Raw genomic sequence first — 16,146 nt, forward strand, 5'->3', positions numbered from 1 at the left:
CATGCAGCAGGACGGCAGGACGCCCGAATGCCCATGCCATCGAAAGCGGATACAACGAGGACACGGACATGGCGCATTTTGAACTGATCGAAAAGATGGCACCCAATGCGGTGATCAAGGTGGTTGGCGTGGGCGGCGGCGGCGGCAATGCCGTGGCGCACATGGTCAACTCGGCGGTGGACGGCGTGGAGTTCATCACCGCCAACACCGACTCGCAGGCCATCAAGAATTGCGGTGCGAAGCTGCAGCTGCAGCTGGGCACCAACGTGACCAAGGGCCTGGGCGCAGGCGCGAACCCGGAAGTGGGCCGCCAGGCCGCCCTGGAAGACCGTGAGCGCATCATGGACGCCCTGCAGGGCGCCGACATGGTGTTCATCACCGCCGGCATGGGCGGCGGCACCGGCACCGGTGCGGCGCCGGTGGTGGCGCAGCTGGCCAAGGAAATGGGCATCCTGACCGTGGCCGTGGTCACCAAGCCGTTCCCGTTCGAAGGCCGTCGCCGCATGCAGGTTGCGCTGAAGGGCATCGAGGAACTGAGCCAGCACTGCGACTCGTTGATCACGATTCCGAACGAGAAGCTGATCACCGTGCTGGGCCGCAACGCGACCATGATCCAGGCGTTCCGTGCCGCCAATGACGTGCTGCAGGGCGCCGTGCAGGGCATCGCTGACCTGATCGTGCGTCCGGGCCTGATCAACGTCGACTTCGCCGACGTGCGCACCGTCATGTCCGAAATGGGCCTGGCGATGATGGGTACCGGCACCGCCCGTGGCGATGACCGTGCCCAGGCTGCCGCCGAAGCGGCGATCCAGAACCCGCTGCTGGACGATGTGAACCTGGCCGGTGCCAACGGCATCCTGGTCAACATCACCGCCGGCGCCGACTTCACCATGGCCGAGTTCGACGAGATCGGCCGCACCATCGATGGCTTCGCGTCCGAAGATGCCACCGTGGTGGTCGGTACCGTGCTGGATCCGGACATGCAGGACGAAGTGCGCGTGACGGTGGTCGCTACCGGCCTGAACCGCGTGTCGGCCAGCAAGAGCCAGCGTCCGGGCGAGCGTGCGCCGATCAAGCTGGTGCGCAATGCCACCACCGGCCAGCCGGAGTTCGGCGAGTTCGACACGGGTGGCGATGCGGTCTCCAAGGCCGTGGGCGGCATGGGCCTGGGCCTGCGTCGTGCCAGCAGCGATACCGCGGCAGCCTCCACCGCGTCGGCCCCGGCCTCTTCGGCCCCGGCGGCGGCGGAACTGCCGAACGATTACCTGGACATCCCGGCGTTCCTGCGCCGCCAGGCGGACTGAGCGGAGCTGCCCGGGGCTTGTCCTCCCCGGGTCGCGCCACCATGTCCTGAAGTGCGGGCGCCGGGCCAGGATAGGCCCGGCGGCCCTTCACGCGTGTCCCACCCGCGCGCCGGTGTGTCCTGCCGCCGTTTCAGCCGGGGTAGGGGAGTGCGCGTGTTAATCTAAGGTGTCACTTCCGGTCTGCCCCCATGATCCAGCAACGCACCCTCAAGAACACGATCCGCGCTACCGGCGTTGGCCTGCACAGCGGTGACAAGGTCTACATGACCCTGCGCCCGGCACCGGTCAACCACGGCATCGTGTTCCGCCGCGTGGATCTGGATCCGGTGGTGGAAGTGCCGGCCAAGGCGGAGCTGGTCACCGAAGTGACCCTGTGCACCGGCCTGACCTGCAACGACGCCAAGGTCCAGACCGTTGAACACCTGATGTCGGCTCTGGCCGGCCTGGGTGTGGACAACATCATCGTCGAGCTGTCCTCGGCCGAGCTGCCGATCATGGACGGTTCGGCCGGCCCGTTCGTGTTCCTGCTGCAGTCGGCAGGCATCGTGGAACAGGATGCGCCCAAGCGCTTCATCCGCGTGCTCAAGACCGTGGAAGTGACCGAGGGTGACAAGGTGGCCCGCTTCACGCCCTACGAGGGGTACAAGCTGGGCTTCACCATCCAGTTCGACCACCCGATGATCCCGGCCAAGCAGTCACGCCAGGAAATCGAATTCTCCACGCTGGCGTACACCAAGGAAATCTCCCGCGCGCGCACCTTCGGCTTCATGCGGGACCTGGAGTACATGCGTGAACGCAATCTGGGCCTGGGCGGGTCGATGGACAACGCCATCGTGCTTGACGAGTTCCGCGTGCTCAACGAAGACGGGCTGCGCTACGCCGACGAATTCGTGCGCCACAAGATCCTTGATGCGATCGGCGACCTCTACCTCGCCGGTGGCCAGGTGCTGGGCGCCTACGAGGGCTTCAAGTCCGGTCACGCGCTCAACAACAAGCTGGTGCGCGCGCTGATGGCCGATGCCAGCGCGTGGGAGTGGGTCAGCTATGACTCGCCGGCGGTACCGGATCCGGTCGAGTACGCCACCCCGGCCTACGCCTGATCCACATAACGTTTTGAATTGAAAGGAAAAAACGCCGCCTCTCAGGGCGGCGTCCGCATTTCTGGAGGCTGCGATGGATACGACGCAGCAGGTGACGCGACTGTCGGTCTGTCGTCACGGTTTCGTGAACCTGTTGGATCGGAAGCCTGAATTTAACATTGTTTTAACAACAATCTAACGACAGGTCCACCGGGGACCGCTAGGATGCGACCCGGCCCCCGAAATGTTTCACGCTGCGGTGACACGCGCGACGGGGAGCGGAGCAGGAGGCTCCGTTGTCCTCAGGACCGCTTCTTCGGCTTCGAAGGAACATCCTGCAGGGCTGCCAAGGCGTCGCGTAGCCCTTTGTGCGTGGCGGCTGAAACTGCGTGGGGGCCATTCCGGTTGTCGATCGCTGGGGAGCGTGAGGGAGTGGTGGACGCAGTCTTGATGGTCACCCTGGTGGCCTTCAGCCCGATGGACCGGGCCGCGTCGAGAAGCTGGGCCTCGGCAAGCCGGAACTTGGCATGCCAGACCGGGGACTCGACGAGAAAAACGAGGTGTTCCCCGTCCACATTGGCCAGCCGGCAACGGCTGCGCAGAGGTGGCGGCAACTGGGGGCGCAACTGACGGTCCAGCGCGTCGAGCCACAAGGCACGCCGCAGCGGGTTCCCGCTTTTGTCCGCCATCACCGCATCCAGTGCCGGTTTCGGTACGGAAGCGGGGCGAACGCTGGATTTCGGCTCAGACATGAAAACTCACTGATGGCATTCAAAAAGATCGTAATCAAAACGCGTGAAGGTCAGGCCAAATCGGCGCTCACGCGTTTGCGGTTCTATTTCGAGGACCGCCCCCGTGCCCTGCTGGGCAGCGTGCTCGGGGTAGGCTGCATTATCGGCTTTGCAGGCGGAATCGGCGCCAACGCGTTCAACGATTCGCGGCTGCAGGCCAAGGTCGACCGCCAGGAGGCTGAACTGGCCAAGGTCCAGCGCGATGCGCAGACCCAGGTCAACGCGCTGGCGGCCCGCCTCGGCGAGCTGCAGGCGCAGGCCACCCGCCTCAACGCCCTGGGCGAACGGCTGACCCAGATGGGCAAGCTGGAAGATGGCGAGTTCGACTTCAACGAAACTCCCGGCCTGGGTGACGGCGATGCCGGCGGCCCGACCTCGGACATCCCGGTCAAGGATGTCAACGCCGACTTACAGGTGCTGGAGCAGCGTTTTGCTGCTTCAGGCCGCCAGCTGTCGGTGATGGAATCGTTGATGTTCGATCACCAGCTGCAGCAGAACGCCGTGCCTTCGCGCATGCCGATCCGCAACAGCTATGTCACGTCCGGCTTCGGCACCCGTGCCGACCCCTTCGGCCGCGGTGCCGCCACCCACAAGGGCATGGACTTCCACGCCCGGGTCGGCGATCCGGTCATGGCCGTGGCCGATGGCGTGGTCAGCTTCTCCGGCGTCAAGGGCGGCTACGGCAACGTCGTCGATGTCGACCATGGCAACGGCTACGTCACCCGCTACGCGCACAATTCGCGCCTGGTGGTGAAGGTCGGCGATCTGGTCCGTGCCGGCCAGGAAGTGGCCAAGGCCGGTTCCACCGGTCGCTCCACCGGCGCCCACGTGCACTTCGAGGTGTGGGAAAACGGCAACGTGGTCAACCCGCGCAAGTTCCTCGGCGACGGCGGCAACACGCCGGTCGGCCGTATCAGCCGCGGCTGATTCCAGCGCCGGGCATGGCCCGGCGCCACCCTCCTTGGGGTCGGATCCTTTCGCCACGGCGAAAGGGATCTGACCCCTTTGCTCAACCCCGGTTTGCCGGATCCGGGCCGATCACGCCGCACGGGACGCTTGAAACCCCTCCCGGCCGTCCCAAGCTACAATGGGTGTTGCCATCGACAGGGCGCCAAGCGCCCTGTTTCGTTTGCGGCGGACGGATTCCCCAGGGAAGGCCGGGCGTCGTGTCCATCCAACCCGGTTCCTTCAATGATCAACAGCCTGCTTACCCGCGTATTTGGCAGTCGTAACGAACGACAGCTGCGCCAGCTCAACCGCATCGTCGCCAAGATCAATGCGCTGGAGCCGGAGATCGAGAAGCTTTCCGACGAGCAGCTGCAGGCCAAGACGCCGGAGTTCAAGCAGCGCATCGCCGGCGGTGAGGCCCTGGACAAGGTCCTGCCGGAAGCATTCGCGGTCTGCCGCGAAGCCGGTCGCCGCGTGCTCGGCATGCGCCACTACGACGTGCAGCTGATCGGCGGCATGGTCCTGCACCTGGGCAAGATCGCCGAAATGCGTACCGGTGAAGGCAAGACCCTGGTGGCCACGCTGCCGGTGTACCTCAACGCGCTGGAAGGCAAGGGCGTGCACGTGGTCACCGTGAACGACTACCTGGCCCGCCGCGATGCCGCGCAGATGGGCAAGCTGTACAACTGGCTGGGCCTGAGCGTGGGCGTGGTGTATCCGGGCATGCCGCACAGCGACAAGCGCGAAGCCTATTCCGCCGACATCACCTACGGCACCAACAACGAATTCGGTTTCGACTACCTGCGCGACAACATGGCGCTGTCCAAGGCCGATCGCTATCAGCGCGGCCTGCACTACGCCATCGTCGACGAAGTCGACTCCATCCTGATCGACGAAGCACGCACCCCGCTGATCATCTCCGGCCCGGCCGACGATTCCCCGGAGCTGTACATCCGCGTCAACCGCATCGTGCCGAACCTGGTCAAGCAGGAAGTGGAAGACGGCGAGGGCGACTTCTGGGTCGACGAGAAGGGCAAGCAGGTGCACCTGTCCGAAGCGGGCATGGAGCACGCCGAACAGCTGCTGGTCGAGGCCGGCATCCTCAACGGCGACACCGAAGGCCTGTACGCGGCGCAGAACCTGACCGTGGTCCACCACCTCAACGCCGCCCTCCGCGCGCACGCCATCTACCAGCGTGACGTGGACTACATCGTGCGCGATGGTGAAGTGGTGATCGTGGACGAGTTCACCGGCCGTACCCTGGCCGGTCGCCGCTGGTCGGACGGCCTGCACCAGGCGGTGGAGGCGAAGGAAGGCGTGCCGGTGCAGCGTGAGAACCAGACGCTGGCCAGCATTACCTTCCAGAACCTGTTCCGCATGTACAAGAAGCTGTCCGGCATGACCGGTACGGCCGATACCGAAGCATTCGAGTTCCAGAGCATCTACGGCCTGGAAGTGGTGGTGATCCCGACCAACCGCCCGACCATCCGCAAGGACAGCCCGGACCAGGTGTTCCTCAACCGCAAGGGCAAGTTCAACGCGGTGCTGGCCGACATCGAGGAATGCGCCAAGCGCGGCCAGCCGGTGCTGGTCGGTACCACCTCGATCGAAACCTCGGAAATGCTGTCCGAGCACCTGCGCAAGGCGGGCGTGAAGCACGAAGTGCTCAACGCCAAGCAGCACGACCGCGAAGCGACCATCGTCGCCAATGCCGGTCGTCCCGGCGCGGTGACCATCGCCACCAACATGGCCGGTCGTGGTACCGACATCGTGCTCGGTGGTTCGCTGGAAGCCGAGCTGCATGCGCTGGGCGAAGATGCCACCGATGAACAGAAGGCGGCGATCAAGGCCGACTGGCAGCAGCGCCACGAAGCAGTGAAGGCGGCAGGCGGCCTGCACATCGTCGGCACCGAGCGCCATGAATCGCGTCGTATCGACAACCAGCTGCGTGGCCGTTCGGGCCGCCAGGGCGACCCGGGTTCGTCCCGCTTCTACCTGTCGCTGGAAGACAACCTGATGCGCATCTTCGCCTCCGACTGGGTGCAGAAGGCCATGCGCATGATGGGCATGAAGGAAGACGACGTCATCGAAGACCGCCTGGTCAGCCGCCAGATCGAGAAGGCGCAGCGCAAGGTCGAGGCCCACAACTTCGACATCCGCAAGAACCTGCTGGACTTCGACGACGTCAACAACGACCAGCGCAAGGTCATCTACGCCCAGCGCGATGAACTGCTCGACGCCGAATCGGTGAAGGAGAACGTCGATGGCATCCGCGACGACGTCGTCTTCGACATCGTTGCGCGCTTCGTGCCGCCGAACTCGGTGGACGAGCAGTGGGACCTGCGTGGCCTGGAAGCGACCCTGGAGTCGGAGTTCGGCCTGCAGATGTCGCTGACCGACCTGGTCAAGTCGCACGAGGAACTGGACGCCGAAACCATCGCCGCCAAGGTGCAGGAGCGCGTCAACCAGCACTTCGCCGAGAAGGAAGCCAGCGTCGGCGACGAGACCATGCGCGCGCTGGAAAAGCATGTGATGCTGACCGTGCTGGACCAGAGCTGGAAGGAGCACCTGGCACGCATGGACTACCTGCGCCAGGGCATCTACCTGCGGGGTTACGCGCAGAAGCAGCCGAAGCAGGAGTACAAGAAGGAAGCCTTCGAGCTGTTCTCGGACATGCTGGAGAACGTCAAGCGCGAAGTGGTGACCCTGCTCGCCCGCGTGCGCATCCGCAGCGACGAGGAAGTGCAGGCACTGGAAGCGGCCGAGCGCCAGCAGGTCGAGGCACGCCTGCGCCAGTCGCAGTTCCAGCACCAGGACGCCGGCGGCTACAGCGCCGACGAGGAAGCGGCGCAGGTGCAGGCCGCGCAGCAGGGCGTGGCCCAGGTGCAGCGCGAAGAAGCCAAGATCGGCCGCAACGATCCGTGCCCGTGCGGCAGTGGCAAGAAGTACAAGCACTGCCACGGCCAGCTGAGCTGACCGGCCAGAGAGCCCCGCGAAAGCGGGGCTCTCCCGTTCTGGGGCAGGAAAGTACGCGATCCGCGATTGCGCCGGTCCCCCTGTTGTAGGCATGCTCCCTGCATGCCTTCCCCCACCCGATCGATCCATGTCGTGGCGGCCGTCATCACCGACGCCCGTGGCCGCGTGCTGCTCAACCGTCGTACCGAGAACCGCGACATGGCCGGCCTGTGGGAGTTCCCCGGCGGCAAGCGCGAAGCGGGCGAAACCTCCGCGCAGGCCCTGGTGCGTGAACTGCGCGAGGAACTGGGCATCGAAGCCGAGGTTGGCGACTGGATCATGGACGTGCCGCAGCGGTACCCGGACAAGCACCTGACGCTGGAAGTGCGGCACGTCCGCAGCTGGAAGGGCACACCGCGCGGTCGCGAAGGCCAGGCCATCACCTGGGTCGCGCAGGACAAGCTCGGACGCTACTCGATGCCGCCGGCCGACCTGCCGGTGGTGGCGGCACTGCGCGAGCCCGACTGCTACCTGGTCACTCCTGCACCGGGTGAGGACGAGGCCGGTCAACGGCAGTGGCAGGAACGGCTGCAGCGCGCGGTCAGTGGCGGCCAGCAGCGCATCCAGCTGCGCCTGCCGCTGCAGCATCCTCGCCGTCAGGCCCTGATCGAGCAGGCGCTGCGTGCGCACCGGCGCGGGGTGCAGTGGCTGCTGAACCGCGATATCGAACTGGCGCGCTCGCTGGGTGTCGGCGTGCATCTGGGCAGCGAACAGCTGTTGTCCCTGCAGGCGCGACCGTTGCCGGATGGGCAGCTGGTGGGAGCCTCCTGCCACGATCTTGAGCAGCTGCAGGCCGCACAACGGCTGGGATGCGACTTCGCCGTGCTTGGGCCGGTGCAGGCGACCGCCAGCCATCCCGAGGCAACGCCGCTGGGCTGGGATGCGTTTGCCGCCTTGCGTGCACAGGTATCGCTGCCCATCTACGCACTGGGTGGGATGGCACGCGGCCAGGTCGCTGAGGCGCGCCGCCATGGTGGGCAGGGCATCGCCGCCATCCGCAGCCTGTGGCCGGAGTAGAGCACGCTCGCGGGGTCAGATCCCCGCGCAGCCGGGCTCTGACCCCATTGCCGGGATCGGACCCCTAGCGATCACAATGTGATCCAGAAACAGCCGTACTGACGCCGCAGTCCCAGCACGGTCGCGGCGCGGGTGGCGCTGCCAGGCAGCGTCTGCTCAAGCCGCAGGCCTACGGGATGGCGCGACGTGGAGGGCTCGGTCGCGGATCCGGCCAGTGCAGGATCCTCGTCCTGGAGAAGGGCCTGTGCCTGCTGCGGATAGACCGGCACGACGTCCACCAGTGGCCGCCGCGCCAGCGACTCCAGCTGGCCGAGGATGCGCTGCGCGCCCGCGTCGGACACCGCCCCCCAGAGATAGAGTGAGGACAAGCGGTTCACGTCGTTGCCGGTGATGCCGGTGCGCAGGGCCTGTACCAGCTCGCTCAGGCGGCGCGGGCAGCGCGCCCCCAGCGAGTCCTGCGGCAGGTGGTTGCCGGCAGGAGCGGGAGGTGGCAGCCGTGATCGCGCGCCGATGCTGTCGCAGGGCCGGTCGGTGTAGACGCTCTGGCCTTGTGCATCGGTGCAGCGGTTCAGGCGCGAGGCCTGGCCGTGGGCAACGCCGGGCGCAGCGGACAGCAGCAGCGGCAGCAGCAGGAGTGAAATGGATCTCATCGACGCAGGGTAGCGCCGAATGCACGCGTGCAGCGTGCTTTCAGCCCTGCAGCAGTTTCAACACGGCCGTTGTCGGCTTGGCCAGGTTCAGGGTGTAGAAGTGCAGGCCCGGCGCGCCGCCTTCGATCAGGCGCTGGCACAGCTTGGCCACCACTTCGGCGCCGAATGCACGCACCGATGCCGCGTCATCGCCGTAGGCCTGCATCTTGCGGCCGATCCAGCGCGGGATCTCGGCGCCGCACTGCTCGGAGAAGCGGCGCAGCTGGCTGAAGTTGGCGATCGGCATGATGCCGGGCGTGATCGGCACGTCCACGCCAAGCCGGCGCACTTCATCCACGAAGTGGAAGTAGGCGTCGGGGTTGAAGAAGTACTGGGTGATCGCCGCGTCGGCGCCGGCATCGATCTTGGCCTTGAAGTGCTTCAGGTCGGCCAGGGCATCGGAGGCCTGCGGATGTGTTTCGGGGTAGGCACCGACCTCGATGCGGAAGGCATTGCCATGTTCGGCACGGATGAAGGCGATCAGTTCGGCGGCGTAGCGCAGGTCGCCAGGAAAGCCCATGCCCGAGGGCAGGTCACCGCGCAGTGCGACCAGCCGGCGGCAGCCGATCGCGCGGTACAGCTTGAGCAGCTCGCGGATTTCCTGGCGGGTGCCGCCGACACAGGAGAGATGAGGCGCCGCCTCGAAGCCGTGGTGCTGGTTGAGATGGCGCACGGTCTCGGAGGTGTAGCTCAGGGTCGAGCCACCGGCGCCGAACGTACAGGACACGTACTCGGGCGCGTAGTCCTTCAGCTTCGCCGCGGCACGGTCGAGCTGGCTGCGCTGTTCGTCGGTCTTGGGCGGATAGAACTCGAAGCTGATGGCGGTCATGGCACGGGCGATGGCGGCGGGTGCGAACCAGTATATCGCTTCATCAAGATGGATGTGCAATGAATGTGTGAAGCGCCTGCCGCGAAGGGGGAAGGGCGGGTACCCTGTGCCACTGAATTCCTGATCACGCCGCACACCATGTCCATCGTCCTTACCGATTTCGCCCGTCCCCGCCTGTTCCCGCGCGTGCCGCGCGGCAACACCATCCAGGACTGCACTGCCGAGCAGTTCGAGGCGTATCTCAACGCACACGCACCGCTGAAGGTGCTCGACGGCTACGCGCCGTTCTGCAAGCTGTTCGTCTACGAGAACTGGACCAGCACGCGCTGCCTGACCGTGCCGGTCACCGACGCCAACCGCCACCTGCTGCGCAGCGGCTACGAAGCGCGCAACCGCGATGAGCTGCCGGTGCTGGTGCGTTGGTTCGAAGGCGTCGAATCGCCGCGTGCGAACTACCTGGTGGTGATCCTGTACAGCGCCGAGCAGCTGGCCAAAGAGGGCTCACCGATCGATGCGGACTGGGGCATCGTCGGCTGCATCTACACTGCCGAACCGGAGGAGGTGCCGATGGCGCCGATCACGATGATGCGCAATGCGCTCGGTGTGGAGGAGGGCGGTTCCGGCGTGCCGCTGGACCGAGAGGCCTACCAGCGCGCCGTGCAGTTCTGGGAGAACAACGCCAACTGGCGGCCGTAGGCCCGGTCAGGTGCGTCCGGCCGCGCTCAGCCGGAAAGCCATTCCCACCACGGGTAATGGTATTCGCGGTCGATTGCCTGCCAGTGCTGGCCGCAGTGTGCACAGGCGACCGTGTGGCAATCGCCCCACCCATCCTCGGCCTCCTGCAACGAGAGCAGCTGCATGTGGCCCTGTTCGATCAGGCGCCGGGGATCGAAGAACGGGTAGGTGGGGTGGAGCGCGCACAGGCAACCCTCGCGCGCCTGCCAGTAGCGCAATCGCCGCAGCGCCGCCTTCAGGTGCGCCTGGTTGCTGACCAGCATGCCGCCGAGTTCGATGGGCTGGCAGCGTCGCTCGATCAGGTCGGCGTGCGATGCCAGGGCCTCCAGCGAGGAGGGGGTGAACAACCGTGCAACCGTACGCGCGGCGTCGGTGATGCGGCTGGCGTCGCGCGACAGCAGATCCTGCAGCAGCACGTCGGCCTGTGCATCGTCGAGCCGGGGTATCGGCGCTGAGGACCACGGCCAGCGCATCAGCGGGCCTTGCCGATGGCGGCGTAATGGCCGGCCGTAAGGCGCAGCAGGTCGGCCGGCGCCAGTTCCACTTCCAGTCCACGACGCCCGGCGCTGACATGCAGGCTGGGCAATACCTGCGCACTGGCATCCAGGAACGTGCGCAGGCGCTTCTTCTGCCCGAGCGGGCTGATGCCACCGACCACGTAGCCGGTGGCGCGCTGGGCGGCGTCGGCAGCGGCCATCTCACACTTCCGGCAGCCGGCTGCTTCCGCCAACGCCTTCAGGTCCAACTGGCCGGCCACCGGCACGATCGCCACCAGCAGCTCGTGGGTTTCGGTGCTGGCCAGCAGGGTCTTGAACACCTGGGCCGGGTCCAGGCCCAGGCCCAGCTTCTCCACGGCTTCGCCACCGTAAGACTCGGCGTGTGCGTCGTGCACGTAGCTGCGCACGGTGTGGGCGATCTTCTCGCGCTTGAGCAGATTGATGGCGGGGGTCATGCGCGCATCGTAGCGCGCAGGCAGGGGCTTGCCTTGACCCAGGCTACTGGCGGCCGGTGCGATAATGCGCGCTGTACACCGTCTGGAATCGCATCATGCGCGCACCGCACCTGTTTCATGGCCTGACCCTGGATAGCGAACCGTGCGCGGGCCCGTACCCACCGCAGGGCTTCTGGCCGATCGCCGAAGGTGCACTGGGCAACGGTGATCAGTTCGGTCTGTACTGGCCGCTGGGTCGCGAGGCTGAGCCACCCGTGGTCTGCGAAATGTTCCATGACGAAGGGCGCATGGTCTTCCGCCATTCCTCATTGGATGTCTTCGCGCAGTGGCTGGATGCCGGTGGCGCGGAACAGGACGACGATGACGGCTGTGAGCCGCGTGAGCACGCGGTACCGGATGCGGGATCGCCGTTGCCCTTGATCGAGCGCGCGCAGCGGCATGTACAGTCCGCTGAACCGGTCCAGGCAATCGCGTTGCTGGAGGATGCCTGCAGCCGCTTTCCGGAACTGCCGCGCGCGTGGGCCATGCTGGCAGGGCAGCAGATGCGCCTGGGCCAGCATGCGGCGGCCGTGGCGGCGGCACGTGCGGCGATCCTGGCCAACTGGGCTTTCGGCAGTCCCGAGCCCGGCGTGCTGCGCATGCTGCGGGCCACCGATGCGGCCGGTGATCCTGTGCTGGCGATGGCGCAGCAGATGGAGTTTGCCTTCGGCGGCGCCAAGACTAACCCGGACTATGCGCTGATGCAGGCGTGCATCGATCAGTGCTGGGATGCGGGAGATACGCAGGCGGCACTGCGCGTGAGCCAGAACCGCTGCTACGTGTTGAGCAGCGAGACAGTTTCCTTCCAGCAGCGCGAAGGCTTTGATCTGGAGGCTTGGCGGCGCGACTTCGCCACACGGTGCCAGCGTGCGCTGCGCGACGACCGGCAGCGCATGTAGATCTACGCGGTGGGGCCGGAACCCTGTCCCGTGGAAAGGGATCCGGCTCCGCGACGCGGGATCAGCGCGACATCGATTGCTGCGTCTGTATCTGTTCCTGGCTCTGCCGCTGCGACAGCTCGTTGTCCAGCGCCTGGCTCTGCCGCGTGCTGTCCCGCAGGTTCTGGGTCACCGCCTGCGACAGGTCGACGTAGGTGCGGTGCATGGCCGGATCGCCGAGCTGGCCCTGCACCGCGAACACGCCCTGGTTGTCCGGCCGCGCCAGCACGGTATCGACGTGGCTCAGGCCGGCCACCTTGGAGTCGTAAGCCACCTGGCCTGCGGCGTTCTCGAGCTGGCTGCGGTCATTGAACAGCGGCGACAGGCCGCCCTGGCGACGCTGTTCTTCCAGGGCTTCCAGCTTGCCCACGACCTGCTGGTAGCGTGGATGGTCGGCGTGGCCCGGGGTGGCCATGGTCGGCTCGGCCGCCTGTGCACGTTGCTGGGTGGCCGCCTCCAGCGCGCCCAGAGTTGCGCCGCCGGCCTTGCCGTCGACGGTGAGCTGGTGGTCACGCTGGAACTGCTTGACCGCTTCCAGGGTGCCGGGGCCGAAATCGCCATCGGCCACCAGCGGCTTGCCGTCCTTGCCCAGGTAGCTCAGGTCGGAGAGTTTCTGCTGCATGGCCTGCACCTCATCGCCCTTGCTGCCGTTGACCAGGACGCCGTTGCCCGCAGGCGTGCCGGGCGAACCGTGCGAGGGGGCATGGGTGGGGGTGATGCCGATCTGGGTCATGGCCCGGTCGAAGCGCTCATCGCGGCTGGTCACGGCGCCCGGGGACTGGATGCCGTACTTGGTGGCATCGACGAAGTTCTGCACGTCGGCGCGGGTTGGTGGATTGCCGGCCTGGATGGTACCGCCCTGCAGCTTTTCCGCGTTGCCGGCCAGGTAGTTGATGAACTGCGGGCCCATGCTGCCGAACTGGTTGTCATAGTCGGCCATGGCCAGCTGCAGTTCCGGGTTGGCCGCGACGGCATCGGCGGCCGCCGGGTTGGTCGCACGCACCTTGGCGATGGCTTCATCGACACGCTCGATGGCGCTGTCCAGCTTCGCGTTGGTGAGCTGGTCGATGTTGGCCTGCGGAATGGCCTGCAGCTTGGCGTCCAGCGCGGCCAGCTGCGGGCTGCTCAGCCCGCCCTGCTGGGACAGAAGTTCGATGTCGCCGTTGGTGAAGCCGTTGTCGCGCAGGAAGCGCCTGGCCTGCGGATTGCCGCCGACGTCGACTGCACCAAGCCGAACGAGTAGGTGCTCGAGCCCCTCTGGGCATAGGAGAAGTGATCCAGGTGGCGGGTGTTGCCAGGGCCTCCAGCGAGGAGGGGGTGAACAACCGCGCGACCGTACGCGCGGCGTCGGTGATGCGGCTGGCGTCGCGCGACAGCAGATCCTGCAGCAGCACGTCGGCCTGTGCATCGTCGAGCCGGGGTATCGGCGCTGAGGACCACGGCCAGCGCATCAGCGGGCCTTGCCGATGGCGGCGTAATGGCCGGCCGTAAGGCGCAGCAGGTCGGCCGGCGCCAGTTCCACTTCCAGTCCACGACGCCCGGCGCTGACATGCAGGCTGGGCAATACCTGCGCACTGGCATCCAGGAACGTGCGCAGGCGCTTCTTCTGCCCGAGCGGGCTGATGCCACCGACCACGTAGCCGGTGGCGCGCTGGGCGGCGTCGGCAGCGGCCATCTCACACTTCCGGCAGCCGGCTGCTTCCGCCAACGCCTTCAGGTCCAACTGGCCGGCCACCGGCACGATCGCCACCAGCAGCTCGTGGGTTTCGGTGCTGGCCAGCAGGGTCTTGAATACCTGTGCCGGATCGAGGCCCAGCTTGTCGACGGCCTCGCCACCATACGACTCGGCGTGGGCATCGTGCACGTAGCTGCGTACGGTGTGGGCGATCTTCTCGCGCTTGAGCAGGGTAATGGCCGGAGTCATGGGCGCATCGTAGCGTGGGGCGACGCGGCTGCCTTGACCGAGGCTGTTGCCATGATCTGGTAGCGCCGGACCATGCCCGGTGGCGTGGAGATCGTATTGCCTGCGTGTCGATGAGCAGGCGCCTTGTACCCGCCGGGCATGGCCCGGCGCTACCGGGATGCTCGTGGGCTGGCGCTAGCGGCGTGCCTGACGCAGAACGGGCGCCCGAAGGCGCCCGTTCTTTCTGTTTCCGTTGCTGGGGCTGGGGCCCTTTCCTGCGGAAAGGGAACCGACCCCGGGCGCGGCATCAGTAGCGGTAGTGGTCCGGCTTGAACGGGCCTTCCACCGGCACGCCGATGTAGTCGGCCTGTTCCTGGGTCAGGGTGGTCAGCTTCACGCCGATCTTCTCCAGGTGCAGGCGTGCCACTTCCTCGTCCAGCTTCTTCGGCAGCAGGTAGACCTTCTTCTCGTAGCTGTCCTTGTTCGCCCACAGGTCGATCTGTGCCAGGGTCTGGTTGGCGAAGCTGTTGGACATCACGAAGCTCGGGTGGCCGGTGGCACAGCCCAGGTTCACCAGGCGGCCCTCGGCCAGCAGGAAGATCGCATTGCCGTTCGGGAAGACGTACTTGTCGACCTGCGGCTTGATGTTCACGTGCTTGATGCCCGGGTAGGACACCAGCGCATCGACCTGGATCTCGTTGTCGAAGTGGCCGATGTTGCAGACGATCGCCTGGTCCTTCATCGCGCTCAGGTGCTCGATGCGGATGATGTCCTTGTTGCCGGTGGTGGTGACGTACAGGTCGGCACGGCCCAGGGTCGATTCGATGGTGTTGACTTCGTAGCCTTCCATCGCTGCCTGCAGGGCGCAGATCGGATCGATTTCGGTCACGACCACGCGTGCGCCGTAGGCACGCAGCGAGGCGGCGCAGCCCTTGCCGACGTCACCGTAACCGCAGACCACGGCCAGCTTGCCGGCCAGCATCACGTCCATGGCACGCTTCAGGCCATCGGCCAGCGACTCGCGGCAGCCGTACAGGTTGTCGAACTTGCTCTTGGTGACCGAATCGTTGACGTTGATCGCCGGAATCAGCAGGGTGCCGGCCTGGGCCAGCTGGTACAGGCGGTGCACGCCGGTGGTGGTCTCTTCGGAGACGCCCTTCCAGTCCTTGACCACGCGGCCCCAGTAACCCGGGCGCTCCTTGGCCACGCGCTTGAGCAGGTTCTTGATGACCTGTTCCTCGTGCGAGGAGGAGGCGGTGTTGACCCAGTCACTGCCGTTTTCCAGCTCGTAGCCCTTGTGGATCAGCAGGGTGACGTCGCCACCGTCATCGACCACCAGCTCCGGACCGGTCAGGGTGCCGTCGGCCAGAGTGAAGGTCAGCGCGTCCAGGGTGCAGTCCCAGTACTCTTCCAGGGTCTCGCCCTTCCAGGCGAACACCGGGGTGCCGGTGGCGGCGATGGCCGCAGCCGCATGGTCCTGGGTCGAGAAGATGTTGCACGAGGCCCAGCGCACGTCGGCGCCGATGTCCTTCAGCGTTTCGATCAGCACCGCGGTCTGGATGGTCATGTGCAGCGAGCCGGTCACTCGCACGCCCTTCAGCGGCAGCTCGGCCTGGTACTTGCGGCGGATCGACATCAGGCCCGGCATTTCATGCTCGGCGATGTCCAGTTCCTTGCGGCCCCAGTCGGCCAGGGTGATGTCGCGGATCTTGTAATCGCCTTCGGTGGAGAAGGTCTTGGCAACAGCGTTCATGCAGTAGCTCCGGTTGTGGGCGAGCGGGTGCTCGCATCTAGCCGGGCGCCGTTGTTACAGAGCCACCTCACCGAGCCTGGCCGGCCTCATGGGGGTCCGGTCGCAGCGCCCCTCGGGAGGGGAGAACGGCCATTATATCGCGCGCCCGGTGTTT

At 66.4% G+C, this 16,146-nt stretch carries 15 protein-coding genes and 1 riboswitch; of the genes, 7 read left to right on the plus strand and 8 right to left on the minus strand.

Annotated elements, in window-relative coordinates:
• Window positions 1–68: 68 nt before the first annotated feature.
• The gene (gene ftsZ, locus ACVOJ1_RS01975) at window positions 69–1,304 is read left to right on the plus strand and encodes a cell division protein FtsZ (RefSeq protein WP_053516450.1); all 1,236 of its coding nucleotides are present in this window, start codon (window positions 69–71) and stop codon (window positions 1,302–1,304) included.
• Between the two features lie 188 nt (window positions 1,305–1,492).
• On the plus strand, window positions 1,493–2,404 hold the full coding sequence (gene lpxC / locus ACVOJ1_RS01980; RefSeq protein WP_053516449.1) for a UDP-3-O-acyl-N-acetylglucosamine deacetylase: 912 nt from the start codon (window positions 1,493–1,495) through the stop codon (window positions 2,402–2,404).
• A 281-nt stretch (window positions 2,405–2,685) separates the two neighbouring features.
• Here the strand turns inward: lpxC and ACVOJ1_RS01985 are convergent, their stop codons facing one another.
• On the minus strand, window positions 2,686–3,135 hold the full coding sequence (locus ACVOJ1_RS01985; RefSeq protein WP_053516447.1) for a DciA family protein: 450 nt from the start codon (window positions 3,133–3,135) through the stop codon (window positions 2,686–2,688).
• A 12-nt stretch (window positions 3,136–3,147) separates the two neighbouring features.
• Here ACVOJ1_RS01985 and ACVOJ1_RS01990 point away from each other — a divergent pair, with 12 nt between their 5' ends.
• The 3 genes from ACVOJ1_RS01990 to ACVOJ1_RS02000 all read left to right on the plus strand — a co-directional run bounded on the left by ACVOJ1_RS01990 (window position 3,148) and on the right by ACVOJ1_RS02000 (window position 8,154).
• The gene (locus tag ACVOJ1_RS01990) at window positions 3,148–4,101 is read left to right on the plus strand and encodes a M23 family metallopeptidase (RefSeq protein WP_053516446.1); all 954 of its coding nucleotides are present in this window, start codon (window positions 3,148–3,150) and stop codon (window positions 4,099–4,101) included.
• A gap of 264 nt (window positions 4,102–4,365) precedes the next feature.
• On the plus strand, window positions 4,366–7,098 hold the full coding sequence (secA, locus tag ACVOJ1_RS01995) for a preprotein translocase subunit SecA (protein WP_053516445.1): 2,733 nt from the start codon (window positions 4,366–4,368) through the stop codon (window positions 7,096–7,098).
• Between the two features lie 102 nt (window positions 7,099–7,200).
• Window positions 7,201–8,154 carry a Nudix family hydrolase gene (locus ACVOJ1_RS02000; protein ID WP_053516444.1) on the plus strand — a complete coding sequence of 318 codons (954 nt, stop codon included), beginning with the start codon at window positions 7,201–7,203 and terminating at the stop codon, window positions 8,152–8,154.
• A 71-nt stretch (window positions 8,155–8,225) separates the two neighbouring features.
• Here ACVOJ1_RS02000 and ACVOJ1_RS02005 read toward each other — a convergent pair whose 3' ends face one another.
• Together ACVOJ1_RS02005 and metF are read right to left on the minus strand one after the other, a co-directional pair.
• A complete protein-coding gene (locus ACVOJ1_RS02005; protein ID WP_111186308.1) occupies window positions 8,226–8,804 on the minus strand; it encodes a DUF4124 domain-containing protein in 579 nt (192 codons plus the stop codon).
• 40 nt (window positions 8,805–8,844) lie between these two features.
• Window positions 8,845–9,672: a methylenetetrahydrofolate reductase [NAD(P)H] gene (gene metF / locus ACVOJ1_RS02010; protein WP_053516480.1), complete on the minus strand. Its 828-nt coding sequence runs from the start codon at window positions 9,670–9,672 to the stop codon at window positions 8,845–8,847.
• A gap of 138 nt (window positions 9,673–9,810) precedes the next feature.
• Here metF and ACVOJ1_RS02015 point away from each other — a divergent pair, with 138 nt between their 5' ends.
• A complete protein-coding gene (locus tag ACVOJ1_RS02015; protein ID WP_197572340.1) occupies window positions 9,811–10,368 on the plus strand; it encodes a DUF3228 family protein in 558 nt (185 codons plus the stop codon).
• Window positions 10,369–10,394: 26 nt separating this feature from the next.
• Here ACVOJ1_RS02015 and ACVOJ1_RS02020 read toward each other — a convergent pair whose 3' ends face one another.
• Together ACVOJ1_RS02020 and ybaK (ACVOJ1_RS02025) are read right to left on the minus strand one after the other, a co-directional pair.
• Window positions 10,395–10,880, minus strand: coding sequence for a hypothetical protein (locus ACVOJ1_RS02020; RefSeq protein ID WP_065175807.1), 486 nt, complete (start codon window positions 10,878–10,880; stop codon window positions 10,395–10,397).
• Window positions 10,880–11,359, minus strand: coding sequence for a Cys-tRNA(Pro) deacylase (gene ybaK, locus ACVOJ1_RS02025; RefSeq protein WP_346479927.1), 480 nt, complete (start codon window positions 11,357–11,359; stop codon window positions 10,880–10,882). The genes ACVOJ1_RS02020 and ybaK (ACVOJ1_RS02025) overlap by 1 nt, the downstream gene beginning before the upstream one ends.
• A gap of 95 nt (window positions 11,360–11,454) precedes the next feature.
• Between ybaK (ACVOJ1_RS02025) and ACVOJ1_RS02030 the strand changes: the two genes are divergently transcribed.
• The gene (locus tag ACVOJ1_RS02030) at window positions 11,455–12,297 is read left to right on the plus strand and encodes a hypothetical protein (RefSeq protein WP_346479928.1); all 843 of its coding nucleotides are present in this window, start codon (window positions 11,455–11,457) and stop codon (window positions 12,295–12,297) included.
• Between the two features lie 61 nt (window positions 12,298–12,358).
• Here ACVOJ1_RS02030 and ACVOJ1_RS02035 read toward each other — a convergent pair whose 3' ends face one another.
• The 3 genes from ACVOJ1_RS02035 to ahcY form a co-directional block, all read right to left on the minus strand.
• Window positions 12,359–13,276, minus strand: coding sequence for a peptidoglycan-binding protein (locus ACVOJ1_RS02035; protein WP_346479936.1), 918 nt, complete (start codon window positions 13,274–13,276; stop codon window positions 12,359–12,361).
• Between the two features lie 510 nt (window positions 13,277–13,786).
• Entirely contained in the window at window positions 13,787–14,260 is a 474-nt protein-coding gene (gene ybaK / locus ACVOJ1_RS02040) for a Cys-tRNA(Pro) deacylase (protein ID WP_053516440.1), read from the minus strand.
• A 286-nt stretch (window positions 14,261–14,546) separates the two neighbouring features.
• Complete coding sequence (ahcY, locus tag ACVOJ1_RS02045; RefSeq protein WP_065182797.1) at window positions 14,547–15,992, minus strand: adenosylhomocysteinase; 1,446 nt, start codon at window positions 15,990–15,992, stop codon at window positions 14,547–14,549.
• A 36-nt stretch (window positions 15,993–16,028) separates the two neighbouring features.
• A riboswitch (S-adenosyl-L-homocysteine riboswitch) is annotated at window positions 16,029–16,112 on the minus strand.
• Window positions 16,113–16,146 lie beyond the last annotated feature (34 nt).

The organism is Stenotrophomonas sp. STEN225 (assembly GCF_056756445.1).